General features: G+C 54.2%; 18 protein-coding genes. 9 read left to right on the top strand and 9 right to left on the bottom strand.

Translation table 11 applies throughout. From position 1 onward, the window contains the following. The first annotated feature begins 43 nt into the window (after positions 1-43). Positions 44-922 (top strand): LysR family transcriptional regulator, encoded by an 879-nt coding sequence (locus ABLO27_RS15700; protein WP_353033880.1) that lies wholly within the window; start codon positions 44-46, stop codon positions 920-922. A gap of 39 nt (positions 923-961) precedes the next feature. Here the strand turns inward: ABLO27_RS15700 and ABLO27_RS15695 are convergent, their stop codons facing one another. Beyond that, positions 962-1,591 (bottom strand): DUF1287 domain-containing protein, encoded by a 630-nt coding sequence (locus tag ABLO27_RS15695; protein WP_353033879.1) that lies wholly within the window; start codon positions 1,589-1,591, stop codon positions 962-964. A gap of 197 nt (positions 1,592-1,788) precedes the next feature. Between ABLO27_RS15695 and ABLO27_RS15690 the strand changes: the two genes are divergently transcribed. The 3 genes from ABLO27_RS15690 to ABLO27_RS15680 all read left to right on the top strand — a co-directional run bounded on the left by ABLO27_RS15690 (position 1,789) and on the right by ABLO27_RS15680 (position 4,108). Next, positions 1,789-2,211, top strand: coding sequence for a nuclear transport factor 2 family protein (locus tag ABLO27_RS15690; RefSeq protein ID WP_353033878.1), 423 nt, complete (start codon positions 1,789-1,791; stop codon positions 2,209-2,211). Between the two features lie 228 nt (positions 2,212-2,439). Further along, a complete protein-coding gene (locus ABLO27_RS15685) occupies positions 2,440-3,783 on the top strand; it encodes a globin-coupled sensor protein (RefSeq protein ID WP_353033877.1) in 1,344 nt (447 codons plus the stop codon). 4 nt (positions 3,784-3,787) lie between these two features. Next, on the top strand, positions 3,788-4,108 hold the full coding sequence (locus ABLO27_RS15680; protein WP_353033876.1) for a hypothetical protein: 321 nt from the start codon (positions 3,788-3,790) through the stop codon (positions 4,106-4,108). 27 nt (positions 4,109-4,135) lie between these two features. On the opposite strand, the gene ABLO27_RS15675 is transcribed toward ABLO27_RS15680, so the two are convergent. Continuing rightward, a complete protein-coding gene (locus tag ABLO27_RS15675) occupies positions 4,136-4,615 on the bottom strand; it encodes a protoglobin domain-containing protein (RefSeq protein WP_353033875.1) in 480 nt (159 codons plus the stop codon). Positions 4,616-4,795: 180 nt separating this feature from the next. Here ABLO27_RS15675 and ABLO27_RS15670 point away from each other — a divergent pair, with 180 nt between their 5' ends. Continuing rightward, the gene (locus tag ABLO27_RS15670; protein ID WP_353033874.1) at positions 4,796-5,275 is read left to right on the top strand and encodes an RrF2 family transcriptional regulator; all 480 of its coding nucleotides are present in this window, start codon (positions 4,796-4,798) and stop codon (positions 5,273-5,275) included. 27 nt (positions 5,276-5,302) lie between these two features. Here the strand turns inward: ABLO27_RS15670 and ABLO27_RS15665 are convergent, their stop codons facing one another. Further along, positions 5,303-6,088, bottom strand: coding sequence for an AraC family transcriptional regulator (locus ABLO27_RS15665; protein WP_353033873.1), 786 nt, complete (start codon positions 6,086-6,088; stop codon positions 5,303-5,305). Between the two features lie 72 nt (positions 6,089-6,160). On the opposite strand from ABLO27_RS15665, the gene ABLO27_RS15660 reads away from it, so the two are divergent. After that, positions 6,161-7,438: an MFS transporter gene (locus ABLO27_RS15660; protein WP_353033872.1), complete on the top strand. Its 1,278-nt coding sequence runs from the start codon at positions 6,161-6,163 to the stop codon at positions 7,436-7,438. A gap of 74 nt (positions 7,439-7,512) precedes the next feature. On the opposite strand, the gene ABLO27_RS15655 is transcribed toward ABLO27_RS15660, so the two are convergent. Continuing rightward, a complete protein-coding gene (locus ABLO27_RS15655; protein ID WP_353033871.1) occupies positions 7,513-7,755 on the bottom strand; it encodes a PilZ domain-containing protein in 243 nt (80 codons plus the stop codon). Positions 7,756-8,116: 361 nt separating this feature from the next. Further along, positions 8,117-8,680: a TetR/AcrR family transcriptional regulator gene (locus tag ABLO27_RS15650; protein ID WP_353033870.1), complete on the bottom strand. Its 564-nt coding sequence runs from the start codon at positions 8,678-8,680 to the stop codon at positions 8,117-8,119. A 139-nt stretch (positions 8,681-8,819) separates the two neighbouring features. On the opposite strand from ABLO27_RS15650, the gene ABLO27_RS15645 reads away from it, so the two are divergent. After that, complete coding sequence (locus ABLO27_RS15645) at positions 8,820-9,239, top strand: putative quinol monooxygenase (protein WP_353033869.1); 420 nt, start codon at positions 8,820-8,822, stop codon at positions 9,237-9,239. 363 nt (positions 9,240-9,602) lie between these two features. Here the strand turns inward: ABLO27_RS15645 and ABLO27_RS15640 are convergent, their stop codons facing one another. Both ABLO27_RS15640 and ABLO27_RS15635 read right to left on the bottom strand, forming a co-directional pair. Beyond that, positions 9,603-10,487 carry an MBL fold metallo-hydrolase gene (locus ABLO27_RS15640; RefSeq protein WP_353033868.1) on the bottom strand — a complete coding sequence of 295 codons (885 nt, stop codon included), beginning with the start codon at positions 10,485-10,487 and terminating at the stop codon, positions 9,603-9,605. Positions 10,488-10,548: 61 nt separating this feature from the next. Next, on the bottom strand, positions 10,549-11,010 hold the full coding sequence (locus ABLO27_RS15635) for a cupin domain-containing protein (RefSeq protein WP_353033867.1): 462 nt from the start codon (positions 11,008-11,010) through the stop codon (positions 10,549-10,551). A 116-nt stretch (positions 11,011-11,126) separates the two neighbouring features. On the opposite strand from ABLO27_RS15635, the gene ABLO27_RS15630 reads away from it, so the two are divergent. Then, positions 11,127-12,026 (top strand): LysR family transcriptional regulator, encoded by a 900-nt coding sequence (locus ABLO27_RS15630; RefSeq protein WP_353033866.1) that lies wholly within the window; start codon positions 11,127-11,129, stop codon positions 12,024-12,026. Positions 12,027-12,088: 62 nt separating this feature from the next. On the opposite strand, the gene ABLO27_RS15625 is transcribed toward ABLO27_RS15630, so the two are convergent. Continuing rightward, positions 12,089-13,345 carry an MFS transporter gene (locus ABLO27_RS15625; RefSeq protein ID WP_353033865.1) on the bottom strand — a complete coding sequence of 419 codons (1,257 nt, stop codon included), beginning with the start codon at positions 13,343-13,345 and terminating at the stop codon, positions 12,089-12,091. Positions 13,346-13,500: 155 nt separating this feature from the next. Further along, positions 13,501-14,445: a LysR family transcriptional regulator gene (locus ABLO27_RS15620; protein ID WP_353033864.1), complete on the bottom strand. Its 945-nt coding sequence runs from the start codon at positions 14,443-14,445 to the stop codon at positions 13,501-13,503. A 96-nt stretch (positions 14,446-14,541) separates the two neighbouring features. On the opposite strand from ABLO27_RS15620, the gene ABLO27_RS15615 reads away from it, so the two are divergent. Continuing rightward, positions 14,542-15,546 carry an alcohol dehydrogenase catalytic domain-containing protein gene (locus tag ABLO27_RS15615; RefSeq protein ID WP_353033863.1) on the top strand — a complete coding sequence of 335 codons (1,005 nt, stop codon included), beginning with the start codon at positions 14,542-14,544 and terminating at the stop codon, positions 15,544-15,546. Positions 15,547-15,602 lie beyond the last annotated feature (56 nt).

Genomic DNA, 15,602 nt, shown 5'->3' with positions numbered 1-15,602 from the left:
CCAAAGTGATCAGCTTTTGTGATCACTTCATGAGGAAGCTGACATGACTTTCGAGCAATTGAGGACCTTTCTGGCCGTTGCCAGAATGGGAGGTGTCCGCAAGGCAGCAGAGCAGCTGAACATTTCTCAGCCGGCTGTTTCCGCCCGTGTTGCAAGCCTGGAATCCTATCTGGGGACGGAACTCTTCAGCCGGGTGTCCACCGGTGTTGTGCTGACAAGAAAAGGTGTTCTCCTGCGGGATCACGCGGAACAGATCATGGCGATCACGGAACGCATCAAGGGAGATGTGATGGCCGAGGACAGTATCAGCAGTTTGCTGAGGCTAGGGGTGGCGGAGACCGTTGCTCAGACGTGGTTGCCGGATTTTCTCACGGAACTTCATCGCAATTTTCCGAAGCTGAACATCGAAGTGTCAGTCGATATATCGCTGAACCTGCGAGAGATGCTGCTCGACAGGTCGCTGGACCTGACCATTTTGATGGGGCCGATTTCCGACTACAGCACAGACAATCTCGAACTGCCGCCGTTTCAGCTGGACTGGTATCGGCCGGTCGGTCTGGAGGAACCGGATCTCAGCGTCACCCCGGTCATCACCTATAACCGCAATTCGCGTCCGCACCGGGAGCTGACACAGGAACTTCGGGACCGATATGGCAGTACTGCTCAGATTTTTCCGACAAATTCCCTGTCCACCGGATTTGAAATGGTGGCCGCCGGGATCGGCGTCGGCATTCTGCCGCATGTGCTTGGGGGCAAGTTCATCGAGGAAAACAGGATTGCCAATTTTGATCCCGGCTGGCAGCCGACGCCGCTGAGGTTCACCGCGACTTACATTGGCGAACCACGCAACGAGCTGATCGCGCGCGCGGCAAGGGTGGCCCAGCAGGTTGCCAATTCACACCACGAAGCGGTCTATGGCTGACTTTCCGAGGCGAACCGAAAGCGTTTCCTCAGCAAGCATTTACGCGGCCTCTGGCCGGAAACGATATCGACCGGTGATCTTGAAGTCGAACAGTCTATCCTCCAGCCGGGTTCCGGCGCCGATATTGTGCACAAGCATTGGACGTTTGCCATCTGGGGACTTGTGGTGGGTCACGATGGCGATGTGCGGCAGGTTTCCAGGAAGCATCTGCGAGACAAGATCACCAGGAACGTAGTCCGCGGATTGGTCGCTGATCGGGAGCGATGCTCCCTGGCGCTTGAAGTAGGTCTGCAGGTTCGGGACCCTGCGATGATCGATGTTTCTATCCGGGCGTTTGAGGCCCCAGATCTTCGGATAGTCCCTGAAGTGCGCCTTCATGTCCTTGTTCACTTCGAGCTGCAGATCGAAGCCGAACGCATCCCTGTAAGCGCGGATGATGACATCCGTACAGACGCCGCGTTCCCGCGGAATGTCGCCATTGGGAAAACTGAGACCGACATAGGCAGGATCGTAAATGGTCGTCTCACCGATCTGACCCTCGGCGGCGGCAACCAGCTTTTGCGCCCATGGCGAGGGTGGGCGAGCCGTCTGACCCTGACTCGTCGGGCCGAAAGAAGCGGATGACAGCCCAAAAAGGCCTGCTCCGATCAGGAAATCGCGCCTTTTCATCAATCCTCCCAAACCTTGTTTGCACGCAATGGCTTAGGAGCACACTACGTCGGCAATATGGCAAAGTGATCGATCTCCCGGGTCGCCTGAACCACCAGTGTGAGGCCGATCAATTTGGAACTCTCCAGGATCTGGTTGTAAGCTTCTGAAATTTACACTTAGTCGCGTGATTTAAGGGGTTTTTGAGGAGGACGGTTATGACAGACAAAGACAATTTGGAAGCGTTGAAGCGCTGCTATGGTCGATGGCATGAAACAAAGGGCGCGAGCACCGAAGAGTGGCTTGATCTGATGGATGATCAAGTGGACTTCCGTTCTTTGGCGATGGCACAGAACCCGGAAGTAAGGTTCACCGCACCCAGGACCAACAAGGAAGAAGTGCGCGGTTATCTGCAGGAGCTGCTCGATGGCTGGTCCATGGAGTATTACACAATTGACGACTATGTCGTTGACGGTGACCGGATTTGTGCCATCGGATCGACGGCGTGGATCAACAAATCGACGGGCGCGCGTGCAGAGTCTCCCAAGCTTGACTATGTCAGGTTCAAGGACGGCAAGATCGTCGCCTTCCATGAGTTTTACGACACTGCCGCTCTGATCGCTGCCGCCTGCGGGAAGTGAATACCGGACGTCTTCAGGCAAAACGATTTCTACGTCTGGACGGGACTGCCCCGTCCAGCAGCAAAATGCATGCGAGAAACAGCGAGTTGGAAAGAAAAATCAAATTTGTGACGTTGAGGAGGAGTTGCCTGTCGTTAGGTGCTAAATATTATAAATAAACTAGATAAAATTATTGTTAAGTGAGTGCTCTCAATATTCCGTAGCGTTAAATTCGGGAGGGCTTTTGACGTGACGGGTAAAACTTCACAGAAAATGGAATTTGTTGGGTTCGATCGAGAACTCGTTGACGCTTTATTGGAAAGCAAGGGCTTTATTCTCGAAGCTCTACCAGAAGTGCTGGATGGGTTTTATGCGCAGGTGCGTGGAGAACCTGATGTCATGCGTTTTTTTCAGACCTCGCAGCATATCGAACACGCGAAATCGATGCAGATACGCCATTGGGACATCATCACCAATGCGACATTCGATGATGAATATGTCGAGTCCGTGACCCGTATCGGCGAAGTCCATAACCGGCTCGGAATCGAACCCAGATGGTATATCGGCGGCTACAATTTCATTCTCTCAGGGCTCACCAGGAAACTGCTTGAGCCGCAGTCTCGACTGCGCATTTCCCCGAAATGGCTGAAACAACGTGCCACGGTGATCGACGCCATCACCAAGGCTGCGCTGCTCGATATGGATTATGCAATCTCTGTCTATATCGAAGCGGGCCAGCGCGACCGGCGAAATACCCTGGCTGAGCTGGCTGACGTCTTTGAGCAGTCCGTCGGAAGCGTATCGGTAAAGCTGGATACTGTCGCCGGTCGGTTGAAGAATACCGCTGGGGAGTTGATGACGGCCTTTACCGAGACGGACGCCAATGCCACCTCGGCCGACCAGAACGCATCGCAGGTAGCTTCCAACGTGAACACCGTGGCGGCGGCGTCGGAGGAGTTGGCGAGTTCGGTGTCGGAGATTGGTCGCCAGGTTTCCCAGTCCTACGAGATTTCAGAAGAGGCGGCTTCAAACAGTTCGGTTGCCATTGAAACCATGAATTCCCTGACGATTGCCGCAAGCAGGGTCGGCGAGATCATCGGGCTCATCAACGACATCGCAGCAAAGACAAACCTTCTTGCCTTGAACGCAACGATAGAGGCAGCGCGAGCAGGATCCGCAGGAAAGGGGTTCGCGGTCGTCGCTTCCGAAGTCAAGACGCTTGCCGAACAGACCGCGCTGGCCACGGCGGAGATTTCTTCGCAAGTTGAGGAAATTCAATCGGTTACAGCGTCCTCTGCATCAGCGATCGAGAATGTTCACGGGACGATCGAGCGTCTCAATGAAATCGCTGCCGTGATCGCGGCCGCAGTGGAGCAGCAGGAATCGGCAACCCAGGAAATCAGTAGCAACATCCAGCTGGCTGCCGGCGGAGCAGGGGATGCCTCAACGGCGATATCCGGAATCAGTACAAGCGCAAAACGAACGCTGGAGGATGCAAGACGAGTGGACAGTGGGACGGAAGATCTGTCCACGCAGGCCAGGCATCTAAAGGAGGTTTCCGCAGAATTTCTGGTCAAGATAGCGGGGATGTAGCGTCATGCCGGGCAGTCAGGACAAGCCCCTCCCAAACGATCTGGGGGAATTCGGCGTCAAGGAAGAGGAACTACGCTATGTCTCCCTGGCCGATGAAGAATTCGAGCGTGAAATCAGGCGCCTCCAACTCAAGGCCAGAGCACTGGCCAAGAGGGAAGAGCAGAGCGAAGATATCGACATGGTGCTGATCTGTCTGGAACGGATCGAAATCTGTCTGACATCCACGCGTCCTGAGAGCTTCGAAGGTGTTCGAGTGAGGATCAGGCTCATGCCGATCCTGCTCTACCTGCGCTCGAAACTGACCCAGATCCGGCGTGACACTTGAAGCTCACGCCTTCTGAGCAGATCACGATCAGTCAACGAAAACCACATAATACGCGTCAGCCGCCAGTGCCATGTCGATGAAAACAAGGCGTCTGACCGATGACATCAGATCGAGGGTTCGTTCAGCGCATCTGGTGTATTTCCGGACCGATTCTTCAAAGCGGTTGAGAAGCCAGCCATAGGCCAGAATGTATTGGCCCATCGAGATATTGTACTTCCGATGCGTCATGCCGATGTTGCGGACCTGATCACGATAGGCGGAATCAATCGCTCCGGAAAACAGGTTGTTCCAATAAGCGAACTGTTTCTCGATCAGTCGTTCGACATTGAAGTTCCGGAACTGGCTGTGCGCCTGAACCAGATACTGGGTCTTGTAGAATTCACCCAGAATGCTCCGCATGTTCGGCGACAGGATGCGCCAGACCTCACGCACATTCACCAGGTCCTGTTCCCGGACCTCCATGTGCTCGACATAATCGCCCAGGACTTCCGTCCCAAACATATCCATACCTGCGCCCCTCCTCGCAAGAATCTTCTATCCTTGCGGTAAGCGCTAGCAAATTATTTCAATGATAAATATCATAAAATAAAAATATTATATCTGAGATAAAGGATGCGGTGCAGATTTTGCGGTGCTACGTAAACTGCATTCGATCCATTAGAAGTTTTAACAAGAGCTCGATTTAATATGCGTTTGACCGAACGCACAGACGCAGCATTGCGCATTTTAATGTATCTCGCTGTTCATTCCGATCAGAGATGTTCCATTGATGTTGTCGTTGAACAGTGCAATTCACATCGCTCACAAGTTGTGGCGGCCGTACAAATACTGCGTAAGGCTGGATATATTGCTTCATCCGCAGGGCGGAACGGGGGTATCTGGCTGGACGCTGAACCGGAAGACATCACCGTTTCCGAAGTCGTTCAGTTGATGGAAAACGACTTTCAACTCGCCCAGTGTTTCGCCAGCGCCGGCAACTGCGATTGCGTCATCAAGGACGTGTGTCTGCTCAGGCCGGCCTTGAAATCTGCGCTAGGGGCTTTTTTCCAGGAACTTCAAAACGTCACGCTGCAGGACCTGATTTCGAATGCGGATCGGCTAAGAGAAGTATGCGGGCCACCGGTGGACACGGTGGATGGAGCGTTTTCCGAGAGCATGTCGGTCTGACGCTGTGAGGTCAAATGCTGGCCATGCTTATCGCTTCGATTGCAGTTCCGACGGTCGCAATTTGAATTCTTTCCTGAACGCATGAGAAAATGCAGCTGCGCTGGAATAACCGCATGCGGAAGCCGCGATCTTGATCGGTGTTCCCTTGGCTAGCAATTCCATGGCCGCGGCAAACCGCACTCTCCGACGCCATTCGCCAAGACTCATGCCCAATTGCTTGTTGCATAGACGTGCCAGTGTTTTTGCAGAGGCGCCGGTTTCTGCTGCCAAATGATCGAAAGAAGCGCTCAGAGAGGGATCTTCCATGATCTGCAAACACAGTTTTTGCAATCGGGGATCCGCCGGCAGGGGAATGCTCAAAGGCAATGTTTCGCAGCGTTCCAGTTCTATCGCAATCAGTTCAGCGATACGTTCGGCCCGATTATTGTTCGAATAGTCCATCGGTTCCTGCGCGAGGGCGACAACCAGCTCTCGCAACAGGGAAGGGACGCTCAGTACTTTCATTTCAGCCTGTCTGACAGAAGCGATGTAGAGCGTTCGCATCTGGACTTTACCGTGCATCTCGACACCGTGTTCCTGTCTGGCAGGCATCAGGAGCGCCCTGTCTGGTGGTACGATCCAGCTCGTGTCAGCCGCAGTGACACGCATGACGCCGGAAATGGCATAAAGCAGCTGATCGCGCTTGTGACTATGCGGTGCAATTACATGGCCATCCTCAAACACCTTTGGCAGGACGGCCATCGATTGGGGAAGGTCCTGGTAGTCGTCGGCATTCGTGCTGCGTGACTGATGCTGTTTTCCTGTTGTGTCCATTTCTCGATAGTTATTGTCCAGACATCGCCAGGCGGTCAAGTTCACAATGGGCAGGTCAATCAAGAGGCCGAAATGAACGCACGCGACACACACTATTTTCTGCTGCTGAATGCCGGGCATTTTCTGGACCACTACGTCATGCTGATCTTTGCAACTGTTGTGGCATTGGCGCTGAGTACCGGCTGGCAGATGAGTTATTCCGATCTACTGTTGCTGGGCACGCCGGGATTTGCGGCCTTTGCCATATTCTCTCTGCCTGCAGGCTGGCTGGCTGATCGCTGGAGCAGGGACGGCATGATGTGTGTGTTCTTCTTCGGCCTCGGTGTGACCTCTATCCTGACCGGATTTGCGCAATCGCCGGGGCAAATTGCCGTTGGCCTGTTTCTGATCGGCATCTTTGCGGCGATTTATCACCCTGTCGGTCTTGCGATCGTCACTGCCCGCTGGAAGAAAACCGGCATGCGGCTGGCCGTGAACGGTGTCTGGGGAAACCTCGGCGTCGGTGCGGCTGCGCTGTTCACCGGAATCCTGATCGACACGGCAGGCTGGCGTGCCGCTTTCTTCGTGCCCGGTCTGATTTCGATCTGCCTGACATGGCCCTACTACCGGGTGTCACGTGACATCAGAGTGCTGGAAATCAACCCCAAAGGCGGCGGTGCAAAGGAACCGGATCGGGATCATGGATCGGCCTGGAGAATCCTGATCTGCGTGTTTCTGACTGCGGCGCTGGGGAGTGCGATTTTTCAGTCGACCACGGTCGCCTTGCCCGAGATTTTCGAGGAACGCCTGACCGGTTTGGCCGACAGGATTGCGACCAGTGCCATCGGCATTCTGCAACTGCATACGGCGTCTGTACTCGGGGCTCTTGCCTTTTCGGTATTTGCCGCTGCCTCAATGGCGCAGCTCCTGACCGGCTACTTGCTGGATCGGGTCGGCGGACGTCCGACACTCGCGCTGGTCGCTGCCATCCAGACGGTCTTCTTCCTGCTGATGCCGGGGTTGACAGGAGCTGCCGGGTACCTGGTTGCGCTCGGGTTCATGCTGGGTGTGTTCGGCCAGATCCCTGTAAACGACTTTCTCATCGGGACCACCACGCGCGGTCGCAACCGTTCAAGAGCGTTCGGTCTTCGTTACCTCGTATCCTTCCTGGCAATGTCAGCCGCGCTGCCATTGATAGCACTTGTTCACGAGGCCTGGGGTTTTGACGGTCTCTTCCTGCTCTTGGCCGGACTGTCTGCAACGATCCTGGTTTCCAGCCAGGTTTTGCTGGCGGGCCTGAAATACCAGAAGAGCGCGCCTAAAACCGGAGAGGCATGTGATCTTGGCAGTGCGGAAATGCCGGGATCTTAGTGTGCTTGCAGCAACAAAGAGATCGACTTGGAGCAGTCCTTGAAACTCGTGTGAAGGTGACAAACGGACGCCGTTCAGTCCATGTACAGGAACTCGATGCCTGCTTCGTCCAGGCGGGCCCAGCGAACTTCACCGTGAAACCGGAGCTTGCGGCTTTCAATTTCGATGGTGACTTTCTCGCGCTGCTTCAAGTCTTTGGTGTTTACGGCAACCCGGCAACCGCCGACGGAAATGTCCTCTACAACGCAAGGGCGATGGGTATCCTGAAATTTCAGAATGCCCTTCCACTTGCACCTCTTGCGAGGGAAGGTCCGCATATCTTCAAGTGATATCCGTGCCGCCGGAAACATTTTGGCAAAGTCCCTAAAATAAAATAAATCGGGATTTCTACTTAGAGTAGATTAGTTGGTTTAATAAGATATTAAGAATAGATAAACCCAAGAAAGCGTTGAACAAAGTTTAACCAACCCATCGTGGAGTGCGTTCAACCTTTCACTTTGAACCTCCATGCGAGTTCTACGGGATTGACCCTTGCCAATTCGGTTGAAACTCTGAAATCGACGCCCTCCGCACGCTCTCAGATATAAAGTTCCTCATGGTTCGCAAGACTAAATCCAACTTCACTGATCGTATGTCTGTCTCTGGAGGCAGGTTCTCTCCGCAACGAGCTGTGCCAATTCAATCGCAATTCAGAAGCGCCAGAATCCCCTGCTTTTGTACTTCCAGCAGTTGACGGAGCTGGGTTTCGCTTTCGGCATGGTCTCTCAGGCCGAGTGATGAAAGCACAATGTACTCCGCCAACTGTTCACTGGTGACAGAAGAGAGCTTGTCTTTCGGCAAGTGTTGATCGAGAAGCTCGGCCCACGCGGAGATCTTGTCCAGCTGTGCTGTCTTGGTGGCTGCCTTCCCTACAGCATTGTGCCCGCCAATCATGTCTCGGGCATCCGGAGAGGCGGAGATGATCTGGTAGGACGCGATGATTGCTCTTTCGTAAAACACGTTCAGTTTTTCGCTCAGCTTGTCCAGGTGATCCCATTCGTGCCGAATTCCTGCGAGAGACAAATCCGAATAATGCAGAATGGACGCACTGAGGATTTCGTCCTTGTTCTTGAAGGACGCGTAAAGGGTTGGTCTTGCGATGCCGGTTTCCTGAGCAATGTCATTCATCCGAGTCTTGCCGACACCGTAGCGCATGAACACCCGTACAGCGGCTTCCAGGATTCTCTGTCTAATCTCCGTCATTCTTACAGATTGACAAAAATCGAAATATTGTCAATAAACTCAAAATTACAAAAACTGTAATTTTGTAATGCGAATGTCTGCGAAGGATGATCTCCAGTTTGCGGCGGAAACTGCGGGAGACGGAAATGAGGGAAAATCGATGAATAGACGAACGCTGGTTCAAGTACTTGGTCTGGGACTTCTGACCGGGTTCGAGCTGATTGAAGAAGCAATGGCCAGTTCGGAAACTGACAAGGAAGGAAATCGAATGATTATCGTAACTGTCGAAGTCGAATTTGAAGACAATCAGATTCACGAAAAACGTAGCGCGATTCAGGCAATGGACGAGGCAACGGCCAAGGAGCCAGGATGCCTTGCCTATAAATCCTCCTTCGACGCCACAAACCCGAACATACTGAGAATTTACGAAATGTGGGAGTCAATGGATGCCTTGAAACCCCATTTTGCAACGCCTCATATGGCAGAATTCCAGGCGGCTCTGAGTTCGCTCAAGGCAAAAGGCATGGACGCAAAGGTCTACGAGGTGAGCAAGGAGTTGCCGTTTCCCAACCAGGGATGATGTTTCTGCTGGATAGAGTTGCGACAGTGCGGGTACGGACGACCGCAACAGCAAGGCAAGTCTTCCTCCGCAGTCAGGCGACTTGCAATGACTTAAGCCCACCCGGTGGTTGATCGTGGTCACGAACCCCATCGTCACGGACAGAACAAGTGGCTGCATCTTGCGGGATTGAGGTGTGACTTCCCTGCATCCAGAGAACCGGTGTGAGGCAGGTAAAGGCCATCTTGGCAATAGAGGCGAACTGCTTAGGCTCTAATTTTTCGTGCTGAACGCTTGCTAGCGCTCGATGGGGCAGAGAACTTCAATTTTTGCCTTAACACAACAAGGCCCTGGCCAGGTGACACACGCCTGACCAGGTTTCAATCAGTTACCGTGCCAGATGCCGTACGCCATGCGTTCGACATGCGCCGGCAAGTTTTCTTCGTAGCCACGCCAGTGACTGAAGTCGGGCAGTTTGATGCTCTTCTTCAGTTCTTCGACCGATTTGCCAGCGCGCATTCCCGTCCAGACTGCATCAAACAGGGCCTGGTTAAACCGGTAGTCTTCCTCGAACTGTTCCGGGGAGGAGCTGGGCATGTGCCCTGACAGAACGATGTCGAATTCCAGTTCTTCACGCACGCGCTTCATCGTATTGAGAACACCGATATAATTGTGGGCCACCAGCCTGTGTGGTTCGTTGACATAGCCCTGCAAGTGCCAGTCGACGGCGAGCAGAAGTTTTTCCTCCGGCATGTGAATGACACTCATGCAGGTGCCGTCATTTGGGCCGAAGTAATGCAGATCGACGCTCTTGTCGCCGACTTTGACACGCAATGAGTCCTGGTAGGTCGTGTCGGGTTGCACGACCTTGTTTTCCAGGTCCCGGCTGAGCAGTTCCGTGCAGTTTTCATGGGAGGTGAATTCGGCGCCTTCATCCTTGAAAATCTGACCACCTCGGGAATGGTCGAAGTGATCATGCGAATAGATTACTTTCGTAACCGGCTGATCGGTGATCTTGCGGATCTCCTCGCGCATTGCAGCTGCTCGAGGTTCTCCTGAAGGGTCCGTCACCAGAACTCCTTCATCTGTTACGACAACCAGGCTGGTGTAGTAGAAGTGGAAGTACTGGTAGACCCCGTCGGCAACCTCGGTCATGACGGGCTTGCTAGGGTCAAACCGACCTGCTGCCTCGTTGTGATCGTGGTCCTGTGCGTGGCTGCTTGCAACCGTCAGGGTCGTGGCAAGCGAGAGTGCCAAGAGCTTTTTCATAATTCAGTGTCCCTGGATTGATGAAACCGGCGCTGAACGCGCGCGTCCCGGTGTCTCTGCATCAGAGATAGACAACTCCAAAGCGGTCTTCGATCAGTTGCTGGTCGTGGAGGCCTGCGTTGTTCTGTCTGGATGTCTCGGCCATGAAATCTTCGGCCCAATCACCGGGGAAGATGTAGCTGATGAGCCGTGCTTCACCATCACCGATGTTCTTCATGTGATGGGAGACACCGCGTGGACAATGCACGGTATCACCAGGGCCGATGACGCAGGTTTTCTCTCCGATTCTGGCTTCAAGTTGTCCTTGAAGCACATGAAATGTCTGGTCCTCCCACTTGTGAAAATGATCGGGAATAAAACCTCCGGGGCCGATCACTCCGTCACTGATCACGTACTCGGAGCCGGTCGCCTCCTTGCCGACAACGACACCGGTATACTCGTTCGAAGACATCCAGAATTTCTTGCTGTCTTCCCAGGTTCGGATGATGGTCTGCTTCGATGTGTGTTCTGTTTTTCTGGACAAGGGCCTCTCCTTCATCACTGGCGTCTGGCGCTTATGGAGTAAGCCGAAGATAATTCAGGGTATTGTGATCATAAATGTCACTCAAATAACAAAATAAGATACTATAAGTATCGAATATGGACAGGCTTAGAAACATGGAGATCTTCTGCCGCGTGGTGGAGCTTGGAAGCTTTACCCGGGTTGCGCGGGAGAAGGGCGTCACCCCGGCTATCATCGGCCGCCACGTTGCCGAACTTGAGGACTTCCTCCGCATCCGGTTGATCAATCGCACCACGCGCAGCATGGACGTGACGACTGTTGGGCGGGATTACTATGAGGGATGCAAGGCAGCCCTGGAGCAGATTTCCGGCCTGGAAGAAGGGGTAAAGTCTCAGCCGGGCAGGGAAGTCAGTGGTCTGGTCCGGGTGGCAGCGCCGGAAGGACTCGGGACGCCGTTTCTCCTGGATCTTGTTGAGACCATTCAGCAGGACCACCCCGGGGTGCTGGTAGATCTCGTGCTTGAAAACACGTCGACGGATACGATTGCAAATCAGATCGATGTGGCGATCCGTTTTGCTATCTCGCTTGAAGATTCCAGCTTTGTTGCAATGCGGTTGGCAACGACGCGGCTGTCTGTTTTTGCATCTCCCGGATATCTGGCATCTGCAGGAGAGCCAGCCACCGTCGAAGAACTTTGGGGGCACGCCTGTCTCAATTTCGGAGCGTCTCGTTACGGGGACAGTTGGCCGTTGCTGGAAAATGGCAAGGTTCGCAAACTGCATCTTCCGTGGAAGCTGACGCTTTCGCAGACGCAGGCCTATCTTGAAGCGATCGAAAGAGGGATGGGGCTCGGACTTACCCCTGATATCTTTGCTGCGCCTTTCGTTGCCGACGGGCGTCTTGTGCGACTTGCGCTTTCCGACCGTTTCCCGGAGATCGGGATCTTTGCGCTATCTCCCTCGAGAAGACTGAGGCCTCGAGCCGTTTCCCTGTTTCTGGAGCGATTGAGCAGAGCATTTGCCGACCACTACGGATAGGGCAGATAGAAAGGCCATACCCGCAGTCCTTCGGCTGTGGAGCACCTTTCTTCGCGACGGTCCTAGGCACTTGCGGTTACGCGGCCAGAGATCCTGCGAATGTCACTTGAACGGCCAATGATGACCACGGCAACCAGGAGCAGGAGCCCGTATCCGATCGACAGAAGGAATGGATTGCGAATGCCGAATGTGAGCAGCTCGCCGCCGACAAAGGAGTTCATGCCGGCGGCCAAGGTCCAGATGGCGACGGATACACCCATGACCCAACCCTGAAGCGTTTCGTCGACACTTGCCGAATACATTGCAAACAAGGCGGGTGCGCCGATGCCGTGGGCGATACCGAATGGGACGAAAGCGAGATATGCGATCAGCGAGGTCGAGGCCGAGATCAGCAGCGCGATTGATGCGATCATGGTGACGGCTGAAAAGACAATCATCGTCTTGCGGGACATCCTCTCCTGAAACGGACCCACCAGGAAGGTGCTGGTCACACCGAAGCTTGCCCCAAAGATCAGAACGCCGATGCTGGTGCCGGCGGTGTCCATGCCGAAGCGGCTTGACAGATAGTTGGTCAGGAAGATGTAGGCGGTGATCAGCATCGCCATATAGAAGAACCAGAGAATGGTGACGCGACAGACTGTGGGGTGCTTGCCGATATCGAGGATCAGGCGCACGACATCGAGTGGATTGATGCGAAGAGGCAGGCGGTTCGGATTCACGTCGCGAAAAAACATCAAAATCATGGCGGCCGCGACCAGATTCAACACTCCACCGATATAGAAGGGCAGAGACAGGGAGGCGTCGCTGCCGAGCAATGTCGGGTCCGAAAAAACGCCGCCAATGACCGGACCGGCGACCAGGCCGATTCCCGCTCCGGCAACGATCAGTCCCATGTTACGGCCCTTGTCGGCATCGTCGGTGCTGAGGTCTGCCATTGCTGCCTGGGCAATGGACTGCGTGCCGGCTGTAAAACCGGTTATCGCCCTGCTGAAAAGCAACAGCCAGAAACTGCTGATCGCAATCGCAGCAACGGTCAGCAGGTATCCGGCGAATGATCCCGCCAGACACAGAAAGATGCCTTTCTTGCGGCCGATACTGTCGGAAATCCGGCTGATATAGACCGCTCCCAGAAACCATGTCGTGAAGAAAACGCCAATGACCAGGCCATAATCGAAACTGCGTTCCGCCTGCGTGGTTGAGGTAGGCAGGAAGCCAAGATCCGCTTGCATCATCAGGGTGTTGAAGATCGGGAATGCCAGGCCCTGACCCATGACATCAACAAGTACGACGAGCATCAAGCTGAATTTCGCCAGGTTCATGATCGTCCCCCCAACAATCTACCGCTGCTTCCGAATTATGCTTTGGACAATGAGTTCAACCAACAATTCTGAATTACTGTTCAAACAGTAACACGCTTTCGAGTTGTGTGAAGGGCGGGAGGATTTCCGGCTTCAGCCGGACATCGCATTTCAGTTCACTTGACCGATTTTCCGGTGAGCAGCTTCGACTTTTCTGCAATCGCCCGAGTCAGAAACTCTCTCAGGATCTTGATGCGTTTCATTCCCTTTAGTGCCCCATGATGAACCACCCAGACATCGCGAGCCGGGTAGGGCGCAGTCCCGGGAACACGTGTCAGCTCGGGGGTAATGTCACCAAGACCGCAAGCAAGAATAGCCAGGCCCATTCCGGCTTTGGCGGCAGAAAGCTGAAGTTGGGGACTGTTTAACGAACCATATGTTGTCAGATGCGGGAAGGGTGACTGAAGCACCCAATCGGGCTGCGTTTGGTCTCCGCCCCATCCGAGCCATCGTGCAGGCGGTAACTCTGTCTTCTGATGGTCGTGAAGCGCATGCCGCTCAAGATAGCCAGGGGTTGCGTAAATACAGAAGTGAATTTCCGTGGCCATGCTGCCAATCAAGTCCGGATCCGGCAGATCTCCGTGGGGAACGATGCGTACGGCCAGATCGGCGCTTTGACTGTTCAGGTCTATCTTTCTCGCTGTTGTCGAAACCTCCAGATCGATATCAGGATAGCTTTCGCGAAATCGAACGAGATCCGAAGCAAGCATTTCGAAGATTTGTTCATTGGGCAGCGTTACACGGATGCGGCCGGACAGCTTCTGATCGCGGCTGCTGGCGTCGCGCAGCATATCGGCAATCTGCGTTTCCAACCGCGTTGCCGTTTCGAATACGGCCTGTCCCTCCTCGGTCAGGCAGAGCCGACGGCCGCGACGATCCAGCAATTTCGTGCCGAGTTCGGCTTCAAGGAGAAACATGCGCCGCGAGATAGTGGAATGGCTGATCCCTAGCGTATCGGCAGCAGCGCGCATCGTTCCCGACCGGACAATTGTCAAAAGCACATTCAAATCGTTCCAGTCACGCAGGCCCGACGTCTTTTGAGAAGTGTTTGATTGGTTCATTGGTGCACCGGTTTGGTCGAAAAAGCATGATTGTAGACCTTTCTGCACCAACCCATCTGGTGTCGCAACATTGATCGATACGAGCGGACAAATCAGATGCTGAGCCTGAGAGTGACATCCTTTTCCCAAGACTATGGCGGTGTTGAATTGCAACAAGTGCCAGATCCTGAACCTAAACCGGGGGAAGTGCTGATCGAGGTTGAGGCAGGCGGCGCATTTCCGGCGGACGACTTGCTGCTGTCGAACAGTTACATCATCGAGCCTACCTTGCCGTTTTCCGCCGGCAGGTTAGGGGTCGGCCGGGTTGTTGCCAGTGGCGGTGGGGTGATGGGGTGGCTGCTGACCGGCAAGCGTGTCTTCTTCGGAACGCAGCCGGATCGTGGTGGTTCCTGGTCCGAGAAATCCGTGGCTGCTGCTGAGTTTTGCATTCCTGTCGGCGACTTGCCGCTGGCAAAGGCACTTCAGGTCGGCAACGCTTTGACAGCCGTATCTCTTCTCAGGCACGTGCGACATAGCAACGCAAAGGCGATTGTGATGAACGCCGCGGCGAGCTCGCTGGGGCGACTTGTAAATACCGCTGCGAGGATGCGAAACCTGCCGGTCTTAAATATTGTTCGTTCCGATGAGCAAATTGATGCCCTGGTCGCGATGAAAGTCGGTCACATCCTGGATCAGCGTGACGTTGGTTACGAAGACCAGCTGAGGGACTTGTGCCATCGGCTAAGTGCCACATTGGCAATCGACAGTGTCGGCGGACAGATGACCGGCATCCTGCTAGACGCGATGCCTGAACATTCGAAGGTGACCAATGTCGGCAATCTTTCGGGTGAAACGGTGGAACTTGACGTCTTGCGGCAGATCACGGGACGGCGACAGGCGCTGGAAGGGTTTGAGATTGCCGGTTGGCTTTCGGCACAAACCCTGACAAGGAAATTATCGATCGTTTCTGAAGCCCGGAAGCTTGCTGCCAACGCGCAGACCGATGATGAAATCCGACAGAAGGTACCTCTGAAGGACGCAGCGGGAAATCTTGAAAACTTGTTTTCCGGCACGACAAGTGGTGTCGCTGCGATCACGGTTGATCCCACGGGCTCCAGATAAATGGAAGAGAGAGGGACTTGAGCTGGCTTCTGGCTGACTTTTCGCCGAACCGAAGG

Origin of the sequence: Roseibium sp. SCP15 (genome assembly GCF_040329435.1) — a bacterium.
GTDB lineage: Bacteria > Pseudomonadota > Alphaproteobacteria > Rhizobiales > Stappiaceae > Roseibium.
The sequence above is the reverse complement of the archived record's forward strand: the minus strand, read 5'-3'. Positions and strand labels throughout refer to the sequence as shown.